The 17877-nt window shown below is 69.1% G+C and carries 20 protein-coding genes and 3 tRNA genes; 13 read left to right on the top strand and 10 right to left on the bottom strand.

The window, feature by feature from the left end:
* Positions 1–41 precede the first annotated feature (41 nt).
* Complete coding sequence (locus ABZ911_RS26940) at positions 42–1769, top strand: hypothetical protein (protein WP_358061469.1); 1728 nt, start codon at positions 42–44, stop codon at positions 1767–1769.
* Between the two features lie 95 nt (positions 1770–1864).
* Here the strand turns inward: ABZ911_RS26940 and ABZ911_RS26945 are convergent.
* The 3 genes from ABZ911_RS26945 to ABZ911_RS26955 all read right to left on the bottom strand — a co-directional run bounded on the left by ABZ911_RS26945 (position 1865) and on the right by ABZ911_RS26955 (position 2291).
* Positions 1865–1937 (bottom strand) — tRNA-Glu (locus ABZ911_RS26945).
* A gap of 19 nt (positions 1938–1956) precedes the next feature.
* A tRNA-Glu gene (locus ABZ911_RS26950) sits at positions 1957–2032 on the bottom strand.
* A 187-nt stretch (positions 2033–2219) separates the two neighbouring features.
* Positions 2220–2291: transfer RNA gene (locus tag ABZ911_RS26955), tRNA-Gln, on the bottom strand.
* Between the two features lie 164 nt (positions 2292–2455).
* Here ABZ911_RS26955 and ABZ911_RS26960 point away from each other — a divergent pair.
* Positions 2456–4423 (top strand): M3 family metallopeptidase, encoded by a 1968-nt coding sequence (locus ABZ911_RS26960; protein ID WP_358061472.1) that lies wholly within the window; start codon positions 2456–2458, stop codon positions 4421–4423.
* 54 nt (positions 4424–4477) lie between these two features.
* On the opposite strand, the gene gltX is transcribed toward ABZ911_RS26960, so the two are convergent.
* Together gltX and ABZ911_RS26970 are read right to left on the bottom strand one after the other, a co-directional pair.
* Positions 4478–5857, bottom strand: coding sequence for a glutamate--tRNA ligase (gene gltX, locus ABZ911_RS26965; protein WP_358061475.1), 1380 nt, complete (start codon positions 5855–5857; stop codon positions 4478–4480).
* Positions 5850–6626, bottom strand: coding sequence for a fumarylacetoacetate hydrolase family protein (locus tag ABZ911_RS26970; RefSeq protein WP_358061478.1), 777 nt, complete (start codon positions 6624–6626; stop codon positions 5850–5852). The genes gltX and ABZ911_RS26970 overlap by 8 nt, the downstream gene beginning before the upstream one ends.
* Before the next feature lie 161 nt (positions 6627–6787).
* On the opposite strand from ABZ911_RS26970, the gene ABZ911_RS26975 reads away from it, so the two are divergent.
* From ABZ911_RS26975 to ABZ911_RS27000, 6 genes are read left to right on the top strand one after another with little or no spacing between them, the layout of a single operon-like run.
* Positions 6788–7261 (top strand): Asp23/Gls24 family envelope stress response protein, encoded by a 474-nt coding sequence (locus tag ABZ911_RS26975; protein ID WP_358061732.1) that lies wholly within the window; start codon positions 6788–6790, stop codon positions 7259–7261.
* Entirely contained in the window at positions 7258–7536 is a 279-nt protein-coding gene (locus tag ABZ911_RS26980; RefSeq protein ID WP_358061480.1) for a hypothetical protein, read from the top strand. The genes ABZ911_RS26975 and ABZ911_RS26980 overlap by 4 nt, the downstream gene beginning before the upstream one ends.
* 2 nt (positions 7537–7538) lie before the next feature.
* Positions 7539–7727 (top strand): hypothetical protein, encoded by a 189-nt coding sequence (locus ABZ911_RS26985; protein ID WP_358061482.1) that lies wholly within the window; start codon positions 7539–7541, stop codon positions 7725–7727.
* Complete coding sequence (locus ABZ911_RS26990; RefSeq protein ID WP_358061485.1) at positions 7724–8080, top strand: Asp23/Gls24 family envelope stress response protein; 357 nt, start codon at positions 7724–7726, stop codon at positions 8078–8080. The genes ABZ911_RS26985 and ABZ911_RS26990 overlap by 4 nt, the downstream gene beginning before the upstream one ends.
* Before the next feature lie 2 nt (positions 8081–8082).
* Complete coding sequence (locus ABZ911_RS26995; RefSeq protein WP_358061488.1) at positions 8083–8781, top strand: DUF6286 domain-containing protein; 699 nt, start codon at positions 8083–8085, stop codon at positions 8779–8781.
* On the top strand, positions 8778–9365 hold the full coding sequence (locus ABZ911_RS27000; protein ID WP_358061491.1) for an alkaline shock response membrane anchor protein AmaP: 588 nt from the start codon (positions 8778–8780) through the stop codon (positions 9363–9365). Before ABZ911_RS26995 ends, ABZ911_RS27000 begins: the two co-directional genes overlap by 4 nt.
* Before the next feature lie 54 nt (positions 9366–9419).
* On the opposite strand, the gene ABZ911_RS27005 is transcribed toward ABZ911_RS27000, so the two are convergent.
* Positions 9420–9623 carry a cold-shock protein gene (locus ABZ911_RS27005; RefSeq protein WP_358061494.1) on the bottom strand — a complete coding sequence of 68 codons (204 nt, stop codon included), beginning with the start codon at positions 9621–9623 and terminating at the stop codon, positions 9420–9422.
* A 280-nt stretch (positions 9624–9903) separates the two neighbouring features.
* On the opposite strand from ABZ911_RS27005, the gene ABZ911_RS27010 reads away from it, so the two are divergent.
* Positions 9904–10242 carry an antibiotic biosynthesis monooxygenase gene (locus ABZ911_RS27010; protein WP_358061496.1) on the top strand — a complete coding sequence of 113 codons (339 nt, stop codon included), beginning with the start codon at positions 9904–9906 and terminating at the stop codon, positions 10240–10242.
* A gap of 1 nt (position 10243) precedes the next feature.
* Here the strand turns inward: ABZ911_RS27010 and ABZ911_RS27015 are convergent, their stop codons facing one another.
* A complete protein-coding gene (locus ABZ911_RS27015; protein ID WP_358061499.1) occupies positions 10244–10840 on the bottom strand; it encodes a cyanamide hydratase in 597 nt (198 codons plus the stop codon).
* 139 nt (positions 10841–10979) lie between these two features.
* On the opposite strand from ABZ911_RS27015, the gene ABZ911_RS27020 reads away from it, so the two are divergent.
* A complete protein-coding gene (locus ABZ911_RS27020) occupies positions 10980–12632 on the top strand; it encodes a heparinase II/III family protein (RefSeq protein ID WP_358061502.1) in 1653 nt (550 codons plus the stop codon).
* Here ABZ911_RS27020 and cimA read toward each other — a convergent pair.
* Together cimA and ABZ911_RS27030 are read right to left on the bottom strand one after the other, a co-directional pair.
* Complete coding sequence (gene cimA, locus ABZ911_RS27025) at positions 12629–14206, bottom strand: citramalate synthase (protein WP_358061505.1); 1578 nt, start codon at positions 14204–14206, stop codon at positions 12629–12631. The genes ABZ911_RS27020 and cimA overlap by 4 nt on opposite strands.
* Before the next feature lie 215 nt (positions 14207–14421).
* A complete protein-coding gene (locus tag ABZ911_RS27030) occupies positions 14422–15078 on the bottom strand; it encodes a thioredoxin domain-containing protein (protein ID WP_358061508.1) in 657 nt (218 codons plus the stop codon).
* 35 nt (positions 15079–15113) lie between these two features.
* On the opposite strand from ABZ911_RS27030, the gene ABZ911_RS27035 reads away from it, so the two are divergent.
* The 3 genes from ABZ911_RS27035 to ABZ911_RS27045 all read left to right on the top strand — a co-directional run bounded on the left by ABZ911_RS27035 (position 15114) and on the right by ABZ911_RS27045 (position 16672).
* Positions 15114–15758, top strand: coding sequence for an O-methyltransferase (locus tag ABZ911_RS27035; RefSeq protein ID WP_358061511.1), 645 nt, complete (start codon positions 15114–15116; stop codon positions 15756–15758).
* Positions 15759–15840: 82 nt separating this feature from the next.
* Positions 15841–16428, top strand: coding sequence for a Uma2 family endonuclease (locus ABZ911_RS27040; RefSeq protein WP_358061515.1), 588 nt, complete (start codon positions 15841–15843; stop codon positions 16426–16428).
* Positions 16429–16465: 37 nt separating this feature from the next.
* Complete coding sequence (locus ABZ911_RS27045; protein ID WP_358061518.1) at positions 16466–16672, top strand: hypothetical protein; 207 nt, start codon at positions 16466–16468, stop codon at positions 16670–16672.
* Between the two features lie 30 nt (positions 16673–16702).
* Here ABZ911_RS27045 and ABZ911_RS27050 read toward each other — a convergent pair whose 3' ends face one another.
* Complete coding sequence (locus ABZ911_RS27050) at positions 16703–17800, bottom strand: branched-chain amino acid aminotransferase (RefSeq protein WP_358061521.1); 1098 nt, start codon at positions 17798–17800, stop codon at positions 16703–16705.
* Positions 17801–17877 lie beyond the last annotated feature (77 nt).

Raw genomic sequence — 17877 nt, forward strand, 5'->3', positions numbered from 1 at the left:
TTCGGGAGCCGAGCGCAGCCGGGGCGCACTAGCCTGAGTGGGTGACCGATCGCATCGAGGTAGCCGCCGCTGAGCTGCGTCCCCTGCTCCAAGAGTTCATCGTGTGGGCGCAGCAGCACGCGCCCGGCAGCGACCCCGACCTTGTGGGCCCCGCCGCGCTGTGGCACCGGCTGTCCGCCTCCGACGACGTCGCCCTGTGGCACGTCGCGGACCTGCGGATGGTGCTGCTCGATCGGATGCCCAAGGTCGTGGAGGACCCCGACAAGGCCGCCGACGGGATGGTCGAGGCGCTCCGGACGTATCTCGTGTTCCTGTCGGAGACCGGCAGGCTCGACTCCCGTTCCGACTCTCTCGAAGAGCTGGGCGAGGAGCTCGACGCGCTGGAAGACGACTTCGTCGAGGCGATGGAGGAGCTCCTCGACGAGGAGGACGACAACTACGACGACGACCAGGACGACGAGGGCGACCTGGGCGACTTCGAGCCGTTCGCCGACGCGCTGGAGTCCCTGCCGACCATCAGGCTGCGCCCGGACGCCGAGCTGGCCGAGGCCGCCCGCGCGGTCCCGCTGATCGCCAAGGCCCGCGACCTGGCCCTCTGGGTCGGGCCGCTGCGCCGGGTGGGCGAGGTGACGCTGCTGTCGGACCAGGAGGTCGAGCAGGCGCTCGGCGTCGTCGGCCTGCCCACGCCGCGCACCTCGGGCTCGCTGGCCGAGGCCGTGCCCCAGTTGTGGAACATCTGGAACCTCGCGGTCGACCTGGAGTTCCTCCAGCCCGTGGACAGCGACTCGGTCAGCGTCGACGACGACACCGCCGCGTGGCCGTTCGACGACGACGAGGACGTGCTCGACGCCTGGATGCTCGGCCTGCACTCGGTCGACTACGGCGACCCCGAGCTGGACGACGACGATCTCACCATGGTGCTGGGCGGGCTCAGCCGGGCGCTGCTCATCCGGCTGCTGCTGGCCGGGGGCTCGCGTCCGCTGGCCGGGCTCAGGGAGGAGCTGGCCGAGGCCGCCGCCGACCTGGACGAGCCGGGCGCGGACGCCTGGGCCGCCGCCCAGGAGCACTACGGCGACCCGCTGGCGCCCGTCCTGGACTGGCTGGTGGGTTACGGCATGGTGACCGTCTCCGCCGATGTGGCGCTGACGCCGCTCGGCACCGAGGGCCTGGTCCACCTGATCGACGAGACCGACATCGAGCTCGACGCCAGGCCGGCCATCGACGCGATGACCGCGCTGGAGCTGCTGACCTTCAGCGCCGAGCTGCCGGAGGAGGAGGCGGACGCGGAGTTCGCCGCCTGGATGGAGCTGCGCGACCCGGCCAAGGCCGCCGAGGAGCTGCTGGCGGCGGCGGGCGAGGACGACACCGACGCGCTGATCAGGGTGCAGGCGGCCAGCGTGGTCGGCACGCTCGGCGACGAGGCGATCCCGGCCTGGCAGGCGGCCCTGAAGGAGCCGTCGCTGCGGCCGTACGCGGCGACCCACCTGACGCAGCTGGAGGTGCCGGACGCGCCGGAGCCGACGCAGGACGACACGCACTGGCTGATCCTCGACATGTGGACGATCTCGGCCGGGCTGGGGCGGGCGGAGTTCGTGAGCAGCCTGCGGGACATCGGGCCCGATCTGCTCAACAACCTGCTCGACGTGATCTGGAAGATCCCGCACGCGCACGTGGAGGAGCTGCTCGACCTGATCGCGCAGGTCCACCCGGACAAGCTGGTCGTGAAGGCGGCCAAACGCGCCCTGTTCAAGGCCCGCTCCACCGCCTGACACGTCATCCAGGGGCCCCTTCGGGGGCCCTTTTCGCGTGGGGGTGAGAAACGACGAAACCCGGATGCCGATCGGCATCCGGGTTTCGGTAGGTGTAGTCCCGACCGGATTCGAACCGGCGCTACCGCCTTGAGAGGGCGGCGTCCTGGGCCACTAGACGACGGGACCTTCGTGTGCTTGGTGACAGTGGTAGTCCCGACCGGATTCGAACCGGCGCTACCGCCTTGAGAGGGCGGCGTCCTGGGCCACTAGACGACGGGACCCTGTCACAAGCGCTTGTCGCCGGGCCTCCCCGGCAACGCGGTAACTCTACCGCACCTCAAGGAGCACAACCAAACCATCGCCAGGGCGGCAGATCAGGGCACGCCAAGTGGGTGATGATCTCGGGAAGAGGACACCGGCCCGTAAACGACAAAAACGGATGCCTCCGAGAAGGACATCCGTCATTTGCTGGGGTACCAGGACTCGAACCTAGACTAACTGAACCAGAATCAGTCGTGCTGCCAATTACACCATACCCCACCGCAGGCGGGCCCTTGTGAGGCTCGCTTGGCGACCTCCGAAAGAATAGCCCAGCTTGAGGCCAAGACCAAAACGATTGCGGAACCGCCTCGCCGACCGCACTCCGCGGGCCCCTCTTCGTGCCAAGCTGAACGGGACAAACCACCATGTGAGGAGCCGGAGCGTTGGCCGAGAATCCGTTCTTCGAAACCAGCAGCCTGCCGTACCAGCTGCCGCCCTTCGAGGAGATCCGCGAGGAGCACTACCTGCCCGCGTTCGAGCGGGGGATGGCCGACCAGCTCGCCGAGGTCGACGCGATCGCCACGGACGGCGCGCCGCCCACGTTCGACAACACGGTCGCCGCCCTGGAGCGCTCCGGCCGGATCCTGGGCCGGACGGCGACGGTCTTCTTCAGCATCGCCTCGTCCGACTCGACCGACGGCATCATGGCGATCGAGACCGAGATCTCGCCGAGGCTGACCCAGCACAGCGACGAGATCCACCTCAACCGCGACCTGTGGGCCCGCATCAAGCAGGTGAGCACGGAGGACGCCGAGGAGGCGTGGCTGCTGGAGAAGTACCGCGAGGACTTCGTCAGGGCCGGCGCCGACCTGTCGGAGCAGGAGCAGGCGCGGCTGCGCGAGCTCAACGAGAGCGTGTCGAAGCTGTCCACCGAGTTCGCGCAGAACCTGCTGAAGGCCTCCACCGAGTCGGCCTTGGTCGTCGAGGACGCCGCCGAGCTCGACGGCTTCGACGAGGCGAAGATCAAGTCGATCGAGAAGGACGGCAAGTACGTCCTGCCGCTGCTCAACTTCACCAACCAGCCGGGCCTGGCCCAGCTCACCGACCGCGAGACGCGCAGGAGGCTCTACGCGCTGAGCGTAGAGCGGGCGCCGCAGAACTTCGCGCTGGCCGTCGAGATCGCGACGCTGCGGGCCGAGCGCGCCGCGCTGCTCGGCTTCCCCAGCCACGCCGCCTACAGCGTCACCGACCAGACGGCCAAGACCACCGAGGCGGTCGAGGCGATGCTCGGCCAGCTCGTCGGCCCGGCCGTGCGCAACGCGCGCAAGGAGGCCGAGGCCCTCGCCGAGCAGGCCGGCTTCCCGATCGAGCCGTGGGACTGGTCGTTCTACAGCGAGAAGGTGCGCCAGGCGCGCTACGACTTCGACGCCGACGCCATGCGCCCGTACTTCGAGCTGGACCGGGTCTTCAGGGACGGCGTCTTCCACGCCGCCGGCAAGCTGTACGGCCTGACCTTCACCGATCGCCCCGACCTCAAGGGCTACCACCCGGACGTGCGGGTCTTCGAGGTGTTCAACGAGGACGGCTCGGCCCTCGGCCTGTTCCTGCTCGACCCCTACGCCCGCTCGACCAAGCGCGGCGGCGCGTGGATGAACAACCTGGTCGACCAGTCCCACCTGTTCGGCGAGAAGCCGGTGGTGATGAACAACCTGAACATCACCAAGCCCGCCTCCGGGCCGACGCTGCTGACCTACGACGAGGTCAACACCGCCTTCCACGAGTTCGGGCACGCGCTGCACGGCCTGTTCTCCGAGGTGCGCTACCCGAGGGTGTCGGGCACCAACGTGCCGCGCGACTTCGTGGAGTACCCCTCACAGGTCAACGAGATGTGGACGACCTGGCCCGAGATCCTGGCCAACTACGCCAGGCACCACGAGAGCGGCGAGCCGATGCCGGCCGAGCTGGTGGAGAAGATGAAGGCGGCGGAGAAGTTCAACCAGGGCTTCGCGACCGTGGAGTACCTCTCCGCGACGCTGCTCGACTGGGCCTGGCACAAGCTGGGCGCGGGCGAGGCCGTCGAGGACGCCGAGGCGTTCGAGGCGGCGGCCCTGGAAGCCGCCCAGATCGCCCTCCCGCTGGTCCGCCCTCGCTACCGGACCAACTACTTCGCGCACATCTTCTCCAGCGGCTACAGCGCCGGCTACTACTCCTACATCTGGAGCGAGGTGCTCGACGCGGAGAGCGTGGAGTGGTTCAAGGAGAACGGCGGGCTCAAGCGGGAGAACGGCGACCACTTCCGCGCCGAACTGCTGTCCAGGGGCGGCAGCCTCGACCCGCTGACCGCCTTCCGCAACTTCCGCGGCCGCGACCCGCGCATCCAGCCGCTACTGGAGCGACGCGGCCTGGTGTAGACAGGTCTCGTACGGCTTGCGCCCGGGCCGAACCCAGGCGCAAGCCGTACCACCTCAGCCCTGGCCCTGGAGTCTGGCCAGGGCGGCGCGCAGGCGCTCCTGGGAGCGCTCGCGGCCCAGGACCTCGATCGACTCGAACAGGGGCAGGCCGACCGTCCGGCCGGTGATCGCGACCCGCACGGGGGCCTGGGCCTTGCCGAGCTTGAGGCCGTGCTCGGCGCCGACCTCCTCCAGGGCGATCTTCAGCGACTCGGGGTCCCAGCTCACCGTCTCCAGGCGGGCCAGGTAGCCGCCGAGGATCTGCACCGGGGAGTTCTTCATCGCCTTGTCCCAGGAGGCCTGGTCGAAGACCGGCTCCTCCAGGAACAGGAAGTCGACGTTGGGCACGATCTCCGACAGCACGGTCAGCCGGGTCTGCGCCAGCCCGGCGACCTTGCCGAAGGTCTCGCGGTCCCAGTCCGGGTCGAGGTACTCGGCGCAGCGCAGCTCGAAGATCTCGGGCGGCAGGGCGCGGATGTACTCGCCGTTGAAGGCGCGCAGCTTCTTCTCGTCGAAGAAGGCGCTGGAGGAGTTGACGTCCTCCAGGCGGAACAGCGGCATCATCTCCGACCACGGCATGATCTCGCGGTCGTCGCCGGGGCCCCAGCCGAGCAGCATCAGGTAGTTGACCATCGCCTCGGCCAGGTAGCCCTCGGCGCGGTAGTCCTCCAGGGCGACCTTGTCGCGGCGCTTGGACAGCTTCTTGCGCTGCTCGTTGACGATGACCGGCAGGTGTGCCCAGACCGGCGGTGTGGCCCCCAGGGCGGGCCACAGGAGCTGCTGGCGCTGGGCGTTGCCCAGGTGCTCCTCGCCGCGCACGACGTGGGTGATGTTCTGCGTGATGTCGTCGACGGCGTTGGCCAGCACGTAGAGCGGGGAGCCGTCGGTGCGCGCGATGACGAAGTCCTCCTGCGCGTCGTTCGGGAACTCCACCCGGCCGCGGATCACGTCCTCGACGACCGTGACGCCCTCGTCGGGGGTGCGGAAGCGGACCGCGCCCTCGGTGAGCCCGCGCTCGCGGCAGAAGCCGTCGTAGCCCTTGTGCTCGGAGCCGGTGCGCGCGACCAGCGTCTCGCGGGTGCAGTCGCAGTGGTAGGCCTTGCCGTCGGCGAGCAGCTTGGCGACCGCCTCGCGGTGCTGCGGCTCGTAGGCCGACTGGAAGTAGGGGCCCTCGAAGGCGGGGTGGCCGCCGTTGACGCCGATCCAGTCGAGCGCCGAGATGATGCCCTCGGTCCACTCGGGGCGGTTGCGCGTCGCGTCGGTGTCCTCGACGCGCAGCACGAAGCGTCCGCCCGTCTGCTCGGCCAGCGCCCAGTTGAACAGCGCCGTACGAGCGCCGCCGACGTGGAACATGCCGGTCGGGGACGGGGCGAAACGCACCCGGATGTCAGTCACGAGAGACCACCTTGTTCGTCAGTGTGCCGATGCCTTCGATGCCGACGCTGACCTCGTCGCCGATCTCCAGCGGGCCGACGCCCGCGGGCGTGCCGGTCAGGATGATGTCGCCGGGGATCAGCGTCATGACCGCGCTGACGTAGGCCACCAGCGCGGGGATGTCGTGGATGAGCTGGGAGGTGCGCCCGCTCTGCCGGATCTCGCCGTTGACGCTCGTGGTGAGCGCCAGGTCGCTCGGGTCGAGCTCGGTCTGGATCCAGGGGCCGATCGGGCAGAAGCTGTCGAAGCCCTTGGCCCGGGTGAACTGCACGTCCCTCTTCTGCAGGTCGCGGGCGGTGACGTCGTTGGCGCAGGTGTAGCCGAAGACGACGTCCTTGACCCGGTCGACCGGCACCTCGCGGCAGAGCCTGCCGATCACCACGGCCAGCTCGCCTTCGAAGTCGACGCGTTGCGACAGCGTCGTCGGGTAGGCGATCGCCTCGCCGGGGCCGATGACGGAGGTGGACGGCTTCATGAAGATGAGCGGCTCCTCCGGCACCTCGTTGCCCAGCTCCCTGGCGTGCTCGGCGTAGTTGCGGCCGATGGCGACGACCTTGCTCGGCAGCATCGGGGCGACCAGGCGCACCTCGGCCAGCGGGAACCGCTCGCCGGTGAACTGGATCGGCCCGAAGGGGTGCCCGGCGACCGCGGACACGAATTCCTCGCCCGGACCCCCTTCGACCACGCCGAACGTGACACCGCCACCTCTGGAGAACCTCGCTATGCGCACCCCACCAGGCTAGTGCCGCCGACCTGGTGCCTGACCGGGTTATCGGCTCGCCATGAACGCCCAAAAGCCACTTTAGATCTGATTGCAGGACAAATATCCGGCTAAAGGACAAGTAGTCGATATCGACCGTTATCGGGGGGTGACTCATCGTGGCAGACACGATGGCCAAGGAGAACAGCACGCCCGCGGGCGTGCCCCGGGCGCGCACGCAGGGGACGCAGAGCTCCCTGGTGACCGACAAGGGCACGACCAGCATCGGCGAGGGCGTGGTGGCCAAGATCGCCGGCCTCGCCGCGCGCGAGGTGACGGGCGTCTTCGACATGGGCGCGGGCACCGCGCGGGCCTTCGGCGCGGTACGCGGCATGGTCGGCGCCGACCGGAGCGTCACCCAGGGGGTGTCGGTGGAGGTCGGCGAACGCCAGGCCGCCGTGGACCTCGACCTGGTCGTGGAGTACGGCTCGGCGATCCCCGACGTGGCCGCCGCGGTCCGCCGGAACGTGATCGCCGCCATCGAGCGAATGGCCGGGCTGGAGGTCACCGAGGTCAACGTCAGGATCGACGACGTCCACCTGCCTGAGGCGCCGAAGCCGGCCACGGACGTCTCACAGACGGAGCAGGAACCCAGGGTTCAATGACCGACCTCGCCACGGAACCGGCGCAGGTCATCGCCGCGCGGGTACTGGCCTGCGCCGGAGTCGCCGGACTGTCCAAGGGCCCCTTCGGGACGGTGGCGACCCACCTTCCGGGCGAGCGGCTCGAAGGGGTGGCCGTGTACGACGACGTCGTGGAGATCGCGATCGTCGCCCGCGCAGGCCACCCGCTGCCCGCCCTCGCCGACCGGGTGCGCGCGGCCGTCGCCTCCCTCGTGGGGGGTCGCCTGATCAACGTCAGCATCGACGATCTGGAGTAGTCATGAACAACATTCCGGTATTGCCGCTGGTGGGCATGGCGACGGGGATCATCCTCGGCCTGGCCGGAGCGTTCGGCGGGCTCGGCGCGTTCCTGCTGGTTCTGGTGCTGGGCGCGATCGGGCTCCTGGTCGGCCGGATCGTCGAAATGGGCGAGGTCGACCTGTCCCACCTCATGGCGAGGCGGAGGTGACCATCGTCACGGTTCCCGCCCAGCGGGTGCCCGCCGAGCGGCGGGGCCGTACCGAGATTCCCGAGCGGGTCCTCACGCGCATCGCGACGCAGGCCGCCGGCGAGGTTCCGCACGTGCACGACGTGCGCGAGCGCGGCGGCCTGCTGCGCGCGCGCCCGTCGGACACGCGGGTGCACGACGAGCTCGCGGTGATCAAGCTGGACGTCGCGATCGACTACCCGGCCCCGCTTCGCGACGTGGTCTGGCAGATCAGGCGGCACGTGGCGCGCCGCGTACACGAGTTGACCGGCATGGACGTGGCGCAGGTGAACGTCACCGTGACGAGCCTGCGGACCGCGGGTTCCAAGGAGTGATCATGACTGCGCCTACCGAACATCACCCGCGCCTGGACCTGGGGGCTGTACCACAGCAGGCCGGCCCACCGGCTCGCGCGCCCGCCACCGCCGGGGCCGTGCGCGCCCCCGCCAGCCCGGCCGCCGACCGGGCGGCGAGAAGGGCGTTCAGGCCACGCCGGACGATCCCCGCGACGATCGCCGCGATCGTGCTCACGCTGCTGGGCGCGTACGTGGCCGCCGAGGTCATCTCGGCGCTGGTGGGCCGCCCGCTGCGGCTGCTCCCGTACGACAGGGTGCTCCTGTGGGGCGCCACGACCCCGTGGCAGAGTCCGCAGGTGCTGATCGGCTCGGCGCTGGTGGCGCTGCTCGGGCTCGTGCTGCTGCTGTGCGGCCTGCTGCCCGGCAAACCCCGCCTGCTGCCCGTGCACACCGGCGACGAGCGGCTGATCGTCGGCCTGCGGCCGAAGAGCGTGACCACCTCGCTGACGCACGCCGCCGAGGCGGTCCCGCACGTGCGCTCGGCCCGCGCGCGGCTGCGCCGCCGCGAGGTGGCCGTCGCAGCGGAGATCACCGGCCGCGACAAGGAGGGCGTCGCCGAGGCGGTACGGCAGGCCGTGACGACCAAGCTGGCCTCCCTGGCCCTGGTCGACCCGCTCCGGGTCACAGTGCACTCGACGACCGTCCACCACGCGGAGCGGCCGGAGAGGGAGGAACGATGAACCGGACCACGGCCCGCGGCAACCGGCTCGGCCTCATCCTCACCGGCCTGCTGCTCCTGGTGCTCGGCGGGCTGGCGCTGGCCCGCGGCCTGCGCGCGTTCCCGCAGAACTGGGCTCAGGCCGGGGAGCCGCTGGTCAACGGGCCGGTCCTGATGTTCTTCCTGGTGAACAGCCCGTGGATCTGGTGGGCGATCGCGGCCGTCGCGCTGATCCTCGCCCTGCTGGGACTGCGCTGGCTCGCGGTCCAGGGCAGAGGCGACTCGCTGGGCACGCTCGACGTGGAGCGCGGCCCGGACGGGAACACCTCGGTCTCCTCCGGCGCCGTCACGCACGCGCTGAGCGAGGACCTGGCCGCCTCACCGATCATCGACGACGCGCGGGCGACCTTGGCGGGCACCCGGCAGCATCCGAAGGTACGGCTGCGCGTCGTGGCCGACGAGCGGGCGCCGATGCACGTCCTGCTCGGCGAGCTGGGCGGCTCGGCCATCCCGCGCATGCGCGACGCGCTCGGGATCGACGAACTGACCACGGTCGCCAAGATCGGCTTCACCCAGACCGCCTCCTCGAAGCGCCGGGTGAGCTGAGAAAACGACCGAGGGCCCGCACCTTACGGTGCGGGCCCTCGTCCTTACCTCTGGTTACAGAGGAACAACCTGCTCAGCCTGCGGGCCCTTCGGGCCGCGGGTGGTCTCGAACGAGACGCGCTGGTTCTCCTCGAGGCTGCGGTAGCCGTTGGTGGCGATGGCCGAGTAGTGCACGAAGACGTCGGCGCTACCGTCGTCCGGCGCGATGAACCCGAAGCCCTTTTCGGCGTTGAACCACTTAACGGTGCCTTCAGACAACTGCTTCTCCTTCTAGGGAGCCTCACCTGACGCCAGGGTGGCGACAGGGGCTGCGCTGCGGACCTTACCCTGCGTCCGCGGAATCTTTCCGGAGAAGCACAAAGCCCGCTGTCAAGAAACTTCCTGCGGGCGTTCACGCAAAGCAAAAACGTACGAGGAAACTGCGACTGCAACTGAGTCAGACTATCAACATGGCTGTGTGGGGTCAAACCGGCGGGTCCCATCCCGACCTGCGAGGACGGATCGTAGGCTGGCCTTGACGTCCTACCGAGGAGTGCCCGTGCCTTCCGTTGTGAAGATCAACGTTCTGACCGTGCCCGCGGAGATGCGGGAGGAGCTGGAGCGCCGTTTCTCCGGGCGCGCCGGCATGGTCGAGTCGTCCGACGGCTTCGAGTGGTTCGAGCTGCTGCGCCCGCTGGAGGGCACCGACCAGTACCTCGTCTACACCCGCTGGCGCAGCGAGGAGGACTTCCAGAGGTGGCAGTCCGGGCGCGCCTTCCAGGCCGGGCACGCGCAGGCCGCGGGCGGCCAGGGCCACGGGCACGGCCAAGGGCCGGCCGCCTCCGGCTCGGCCCTGTGGTCCTTCGAGGTCGTGCAGAGCGCGGGTCCCAAGCAGTAGCTCAGGCGTCGAGCGGGTTGGCGGCCACCCTGGCGCCGAACCCGGTGCGCACGAAGTCGCCCGCCAGGCTGCCGGGCTTGCGCGCGGCCTGGCTCTCGAAGCAGGCGACGAACTCCGCGGCCAGGTCGCCGCGCGGGTGGCGGGCCAGGACCTCGGCGCGCAGCTCCGCGGGGATCGCCTCGATGTTCCTGCCCGAGATGTCCAGGCCGGTGGAGAGCTCCAGCAGGTGCCCCTCAGAGTCCTCGGCGAGCGGCACCTCGTCCCACATGTGCTTGACGATCACCTCAGCCGCCCTCTCGCGACGCTCGACCGGCCAGCCCGCGCCCGCCCCGAAGACCCACGCCACATGCCCGCCCGCCTCCTCGAACGGCAGGCCGTGGTTGTCGAAGGCGTCCGTCAGCCCCAGGTCGTGCAGCATCGACGACACGTAGAGCAGCTCGGCGTCGAAGGCGAGGTCGTTCAGGCCCGCGTACGCCGCCGCCCACAGGTAGGCCCGCACCGAGTGGTTCAGCAGGGCGGGCGAGCAGTAGGCGGTGGCCACCTCCAGCGCGGAGCGGCAGATCCGGCTGTCGGGGATGACGAGTTCGTCGAATCTCATGCGTCCAGGATGTCCGATCTGTGGCGCTAAACGTCAACTCGTTAACGATCTGGCGGACAGGCCTTCCCAGCTTGACCCGTTGATCAGAATTCGGTCAGCATGTTCCACCCCCCTCGGTTCTGCCCGGAAGGAATTCGGCGTGCGTCGCCTCGCTCTCCCCCTCGCGCTCCTGCTCGCCTGCGGAGGGCTGGCGTCCCCGGCGCAAGCCGTCACGGCGAAACGCACCTCCGAGTGCCAGGGAGACTGGCTGCCCGCCACGCCGACCTCCACCGAGGTGATGAACGGCGAGCTGTCCTTCGTGAACCTGGCGCCGGTCAAGGTGGGCAAGGACGTCGACTGGAGGACCAACCCGCACCGGAACCGGTCCTGGGCCATGGTCTTCCACTCGCTGCGCTGGATGGGCCGGCTGGTGGCCGACTACGAGACCGGCGGCGAGAAGCGCTACCTCGACCGGGCCACGGAGATCGCCCAGGACTGGGTGAAGGACAACCCGCGCGGCGGGCGCGGCACCAGCCCGTACGCCTGGGCCGAGCACCCCATCGCGCTGCGCGCCCCCGCCCTGGTGTGCCTCAGCAAGCACGTGGACGCCAAGTGGCTCAAGGACACCCTGGCCGAGCACGGCAAGGTGCTGGCCGACGACCGCCTGTACGAGTGGGGCCACAACCACGGCATCGACCAGGACATCGCCCTGCTCGGCGTCGGCTGCCGGCTCGGCCGCCAGGACTGGCAGGCGCACGCGACCAAGCGCCTGACCCGCACCGTCAAGATGGACGTCGACGCCCAGGGCGCCCTCCAGGAACAGGCCCCCCGCTACGCCGTCTACGTGCACGACCGGCTCGCGGTCGCCATGGAGAACATGAAGGCGTGCGGCCGGAAGGTTCCCAGCGACATCAGCGAGCGCTGGGAGTCGCTCAAGGGCTTCGTCGCGCACTCCACCCAGCCCAACGGCCGCATGGTCCCCATCGGCGACGGCGGCGCCGACCACGAACCCACCGGCTTCCCCGCCCCCGACCCCAAGGTCAAGATCTACAAGTCCGGCTACGTGTACGGCAGGACCGCCTGGAACAAGCCGGAGTCCGCCTTCTACTCCATCAGGTTCGGCCCCGGCACCAAGTTCCACGGCCACGAGGACCACCTGGGCGTCACCTACTACGCGCAGGGCCGCGACCTGCTCGTCGACACCGGCTTCCACTCCTACGAGTCCAGCTCCTACCGCTACTGGACCATGTCCCCCGAGGCGCACAACGTGCCCACGGTGGTCGGCGCCGCCTTCAGGAAGCGGACGGCCACCAAGCTGAGCAGGTCGTCGCTGGGCAAGGACCAGCAGCGCTACAAGCTCACCGACAAGGCCTACGGCGTGAGCCGGACCCGGTCGGTGCTGGTCAACCACGGGGACGACGTGATGGCGGTGCTGGACGGGACCGTCAAGGGGAAGAAGGTCAGGAACCTGTGGCGGTTCGACCCGTCGCTGAAGGTGCTGTCCAACGGCGGCGGGAAGGTCGTCGTGGGTGACGGCAAGTACCGGGCCAGCCTCGTGCAGCTCGCCATGCCCGCCTGCGAGCCGGTGTCCGGGCAGAAGATCGTGCGCGGGCAGAGCAAGCCGTACCAGGGGTGGGTGTCGCCCTCCTACATGTCGAAGGAGGCCGCCTCCGTGGTGGTCTCGCCCGCCCGGTCCTCGCTGCTGACGGTCGTGGTGCCGGGGACCGACGCGCCCAAGGTGTCGTGCTCGGGCGGGAAGGTGACCGTCCAGACGTCGGGCGGGACGGTCACCTTCAAGGCCGCGATCTTCTAGTCGAGGTCACGGCCCGAGCGGAGCAGGCCGTAGGTGACGGCCTGCTCCAGCGCCTGCCAGGAGGCCTCGATGATGTTCTCGTCGACGCCGACCGTGGCCCAGTCGCCGGTGTCGTCACTGGAGGTGATGAGCACGCGGGTGATCGCGCCGGTGCCGTGCGTGCCCTCCAGGATGCGCACCTTGTAGTCGATCAGCTCCAGCTTGGCCAGCTCGGGGTAGAGCTTCTCCAGGGCCAGCCGTACCGCCCTGTCCAGGGCGTTGACCGGGCCGTTGCCCTCGCCGGTGGCGACGATGCGCTCGCCCTTGGCGTACAGCTTGACGGTGGCCTCGCTGACCAGTTCGCCGCCCTTGGTGCGCTCGACGATGACCCGCCACGACTCGACCTCGAAGTGGCGGCGGCGCTCGCCCGTCAGCGTGTCGCGGAGCAGCAGCTCGAAGGAGGCGTCGGCGGCCTCGAAGGTGTAGCCCTTCGACTCCATGTCCTTCACCCGGTCGACCAGCTCGCGTGAGGTGGCCGAGGTGAGGCTGTAGCCGAGTTCCTTGCCCTTCAGCTCAACCGAGGCCCTGCCGGCCATGTCGGAGACCAGCATGCGCATGTCGTTGCCCACGGCGGCCGGGTCGATGTGCTGGTAGAGGTTCGGGTCCACCTTGATGGCGCTGGCGTGCAGGCCGGCCTTGTGCGCGAAGGCGGAGGTGCCGACGTAGGGGGCGTGCGAGTTGGGGGTGACGTTGGTGACCTCGGTGATCGCGTGGGCGATGCGGGTCATGTCGGCGAGCGCCGCCGGCGGCACGAGGTCGAAGCCCCGCTTGAGCTGCAGGTTGGCGACGACGGTGAACAGGTTGGCGTTGCCGGAGCGCTCGCCGTACCCGTTGGCGCAGCCCTGGACGTGCGTGGCGCCCGCCTTGACCGCCGCCAGCGTGTTGGCGACGGCGCAGCCGGTGTCGTCGTGGCAGTGGATGCCCACCCTGACGCTGGTCTGCACGGCCGCGTGCACGACCTCGGCCAGTTCGTCGGGGAGCATGCCGCCGTTGGTGTCACACAGGGCCACGACGTCCGCGCCCGCCTCGGCGGCCGTGCGCAGCACCTCCAACGCGTAGGCTGGATTGGACTTGTAGCCGTCGAAGAAGTGCTCGGCGTCGAGGAAGACCCGCTGTCCCCCCGCACGAAGGTGAGAGACCGTATCGCGGATCATCGCGAGGTTCTCCTGGAGAGTCGTGCGGAGGGCCAGCTCCACGTGCCGGTCGTGACTCTTGGCGACAAGGGTCACGACCGGCGCGCCGGATTCGCGCAAGGCGGCTACCAAGGGGTCGTCGGCTGCCTTCACACCGGCTCGGCGGGTCGCGCCGAACGCGGCGAGTTGCGCGTGCTTCAGGTCCAGCTCTGTTCGAGCACGCCTGAAGAATTCTGTGTCCTTGGGGTTGGCGCCCGGCCAGCCCCCTTCGATGAAGCCGACGCCCAGGCCGTCCAGGTGGCGGGCGACGGCCAGCTTGTCGGCCACCGAGAGGCTGAGCCCCTCCTGCTGGGCGCCGTCACGCAGGGTCGTGTCGTACACATGGAAGCGGTCATCGGCCATTCGTGGGTCTCCTTCGCGGGTTTTCGGTGAGATCGCCGCGCGGCATTGTTTCGGGGAAACAAAAAGACCCCTCACGGACGTGAGAGGTCTGCGCGCTGGCGGTGTCCTTTGTCAGCCAGCGCGCCTGCCGATAATGAGCAGACCGTAGAACATGGTGTTAGTGAGTGTGCCACACCGCTTCACCATTTGGCACATTGATCTCACCATGCGGGACGCTAGACCGAGACGCCGCTGGTCAGAGCGTTCTCCAGGGCCTTCGGGTCGAACGCCTCGCCCTGCAGCATCCGGCCGTCGAGCAGCAGCGTGGGGGTGCCCTGCAGCCGTACCTTCGCCGTCTGCGCCAGGTGCGCGTTCGCGTGCCGCTGCGTGCTCACGCACGTCTCGAACTCGGCCCCGCGTACGCCCGCGCGACCACCGGCCGCCACCAGGTCCTCGGTCGTGAAGCCGGAGGCGCTGCCGTGCGGCGCGGGCTGGATCGCGTACACCTCGGCCCGGAAGGCCAGCCACCGGTCGGAGGGCACGCAGCGGGCCGCGGCGGCGGCGCGGATCGAGTTGGACCGCATGGGCTCGTCGCCGAAGATGGTGACCGGGTGGAAGACCACCTTGACCCTGCCCTCGGCCGCCAGGCGCTCCATGGCGCCGTCCAGGACGCGCTCCATCTCCTTGCAGACCGGGCAGTCGAAGTCCTCGTACACGTCCAGCACCGGCGCCTGCACGCCCGGCCTGGCCAGCACCATCGAGCCGTCCGGCATCCTGACCATCCGCGCCCCGGCTTCGGTGTCGCCGGTACGGGCGTTGCCCAGCACGAGAAGCAGGGCCATTACGGCGAGCGCGGCGCCTCCCATGAGGACGCGCCTGAGATTCGAGGTCACCGCGCGACCCTACCCGCTTCGGCAGAATGATCCGCATGAAGGCGACCTATCTGGACCCCGCCGTGGGCCAGTACATCCTCTCCCACACCACCATGGCCGACGCGCTGCTCGACGAGCTCGCCGCCGAGACCCGAGCGGCGACGGGCGACGTCGCGAACATGCAGATCTCACCCGACCAGGGCCGCTTCCTGACCATGGTCACCCAGCTCGTCGCGCCCGCGGTGGCGGTGGAGGTGGGGACGTTCACCGGATACTCCTCGCTGTGCATCGCGCGGGGGCTGTCCGGGGGGCGGCTGTACTGCTTCGACGTGAGCGAGGAGTGGACGTCGATGGCGCGCAGGTACTGGGAGCGGGCGGGGGTGGCCGGGCGGATCACGCTCACGCTCGGGCCGGCGGTCGAGACGCTGGACGCCCTCGACGAGCGGATCGACCTGGCGTTCATCGACGCGGACAAGGCGGGCTATCCGGCGTACTACGAGATGATCATGTCGCGGCTGCGGTCCGGGGGGTTGATCATGGTGGACAACACGCTGTGGTCCGGGCACGTCGCGGACCCCTCCTACGAGGACGACCAGACGAGGGCCATCAGGGAGTTCAACGACCTGGTGATGAACGATCCCCGGGTGACGACCGTACTCCTGCCGGTGGCAGACGGCCTGACGATGATTCGAAAGAACTAGCGAAACAACCTCCCCCGAATGGCTACCATAAGTGACGCGTCAAACACGTGACGCTCGCACGGCTGGAGGGGATGATGCATGCATGGCCAAGGTATTGGAGCGACCAGCAACGCAACAGAGATCACCAGAGGTCCCAGTGGAAGACACGTACCGCCGAGTCTGCGAGGCGCTCCCCGAGCTCCGCGTGGAGCTCATCTCCGGCCGGGTCGTGGTGAACGAGGTGCCCACAGGAGACCACAACAACGTCATCGCGCTGCTACTCATGCAGATCATGGGCGTGGTGAGCGAGCGCAACTGGCGCATCTGGACCAACATCAAGATGTTCCTGGGATCCCAGGCCGATCGCTATATCCCCGACTTGGTCATCGTGCCGCCGAAGCCTCGCATGTGGGGCGACGACGAGGTCTACGGCGACAGCACGCTGCTCGCTGTGGAAGTGGTGTCCAGGAGCAGTAGCACCGATGACCACATCGTCAAGCCGAAGAACTGCGCGCTGGCCGAAGTCCCGCTCTACCTTCTCATCGACCCCTTCCAGGACATCGCCATCCTGCTGAGCCATCCGACCGAGAAGGGCTACCTGCAGCAAACGCAGGTCCCCCTCGGTAAGCCGCTGGACCTGCCCGAGCCCTGGAAGATCACGATCGACACCGGAAAGCTGATCGACACCTGACCTGGCCGTTGACCACAATCCGCTCACGCATGTCTTCATGGAGACCGAGCGGCTGGTTCTGCGGCGATTCACCGACGACGATGTGGACAATCTGACCGCGCTCGACGCTGGCCCCGAGGTGAGGCACTACCTCACCGCGGGGCGGCCGACTTCCCAGGAGAAGGTGCGGGACGAGGTGCTGCCCAGGATCTGTGCGAAGGAGGAGGCCCGCGCAGGTGGTGAGTCTGGGCGGGCCTGGGGTTAAGAATGGCTGATGCGGATCAGCTCGGCGGTCCTAGCTGATCTTGTGGATCCAGCTCTGCGGGTCGGGGCGGGAGCCGAACTGGATGCCCATGAGTTCCTCGCGGACCTTGAGGGTCACCGGGCCGGGGGTGCCGTCGCCGATGGTCCAGGCGCGGTCGGCGCCCTTGACCGTGCCGACCGGCGTGACCACCGCGGCGGTGCCGCAGGCGAAGACCTCGGTCAGCTCGCCGGAGGCGCACCCCGCCTGCCACTCCTCGATCGAGATGCGGCCCTCCTCGGCCTTCAGGCCCAGGTCGGCGGCCATGCTGAGGATGGAGTCACGGGTGATGCCGGGCAGCAGCGTACCGGTCAGCGCGGGGGTGAACAGCTTGTCGCCGAAGACGAAGAACAGGTTCATCCCGCCCATCTCCTCGACGTACCTGTGCTCGTTGGAGTCGAGCCAGACCACCTGGTCGCAGCCCTGTTCCACGGCCTGGCGCTGGGCGACGAACGCCCCGGCGTAGTTGCCGCCGCACTTGGCGGCGCCGGTGCCGCCGGGGGCGGCGCGGGTGTACTCGGTGGACAGCCACACCGAGACCGGCTGGACGCCCCCGGAGAAGTAGGAGGCGGCCGGCGAGGCGATGACCATGAACTTGTACGACTTCGACGGGTAGTTCACGCCCAGCCCGACCTGGGTGGCGATGATGAACGGACGCAGGTAGAGGCTGTGGCCCTCGGTCGTGGGCACCCACTCGCGGTCGGTCTGCACGAGCAGTTCGAGGGCCTCGACGAAAGTCTCCTCGGGCAGCTCGGGCATGGCCATGCGCGCACAGGAGGCGTTGAAGCGGGCCGCGTTCGCGTACGGACGGAATGTCACGATCGAGCCGCTGCCCTGACGGTAGGCCTTGAGGCCTTCGAACAGCTCCTGCGCGTAGTGGAAGACCGAGGTCGCCGGGTCGAGGCTGAGCGGGCCGTACGGCATGAGCCGCGCGTCGTGCCAGCCGACCCCGTCGGTGTAGTCGATCGAGATCATGTGGTCGGTGAAGACCTGCCCGAACCCGGGGTTCGCCAGTACCTGCTCTCGCTCTGCCACGGAACGAGCATGGTCGGAGAGCTGCACGTCGAAGCTGAGCTTCTGAGCGGTGGTCATGACGGAGATCCTTCTCTTTTCGCGAGGCGTACCCTGAGTCCATTCTGCGTCGGACCGGGTAACGGGAACTTACTGCA

This window comes from Nonomuraea sp. NPDC046570, assembly GCF_040645915.1.
GTDB lineage: Bacteria > Actinomycetota > Actinomycetes > Streptosporangiales > Streptosporangiaceae > Nonomuraea.

Excerpts from the sequence above, each read along its gene's own strand:
- ABZ911_RS26985 (WP_358061482.1), top strand. The coding sequence starts at position 7,539 with ATGAACAACATTCCGGTATTGCCGCTGGTGGGCATGGCGACGGGGATC.
- ABZ911_RS27040 (WP_358061515.1), top strand. The coding sequence starts at position 15,841 with ATGGCCAAGGTATTGGAGCGACCAGCAACGCAACAGAGATCACCAGAG.
- ABZ911_RS27050 (WP_358061521.1), bottom strand. The coding sequence starts at position 17,800 with ATGACCACCGCTCAGAAGCTCAGCTTCGACGTGCAGCTCTCCGACCAT.
- ABZ911_RS27035 (WP_358061511.1), top strand. The coding sequence starts at position 15,114 with ATGAAGGCGACCTATCTGGACCCCGCCGTGGGCCAGTACATCCTCTCC.
- cimA (WP_358061505.1), bottom strand. The coding sequence starts at position 14,206 with ATGGCCGATGACCGCTTCCATGTGTACGACACGACCCTGCGTGACGGC.
- ABZ911_RS26975 (WP_358061732.1), top strand. The coding sequence starts at position 6,788 with ATGGCCAAGGAGAACAGCACGCCCGCGGGCGTGCCCCGGGCGCGCACG.
- ABZ911_RS27015 (WP_358061499.1), bottom strand. The coding sequence starts at position 10,840 with ATGAGATTCGACGAACTCGTCATCCCCGACAGCCGGATCTGCCGCTCC.
- ABZ911_RS26980 (WP_358061480.1), top strand. The coding sequence starts at position 7,258 with ATGACCGACCTCGCCACGGAACCGGCGCAGGTCATCGCCGCGCGGGTA.
- ABZ911_RS27000 (WP_358061491.1), top strand. The coding sequence starts at position 8,778 with ATGAACCGGACCACGGCCCGCGGCAACCGGCTCGGCCTCATCCTCACC.
- ABZ911_RS26995 (WP_358061488.1), top strand. The coding sequence starts at position 8,083 with ATGACTGCGCCTACCGAACATCACCCGCGCCTGGACCTGGGGGCTGTA.
- ABZ911_RS27045 (WP_358061518.1), top strand. The coding sequence starts at position 16,466 with ATGGAGACCGAGCGGCTGGTTCTGCGGCGATTCACCGACGACGATGTG.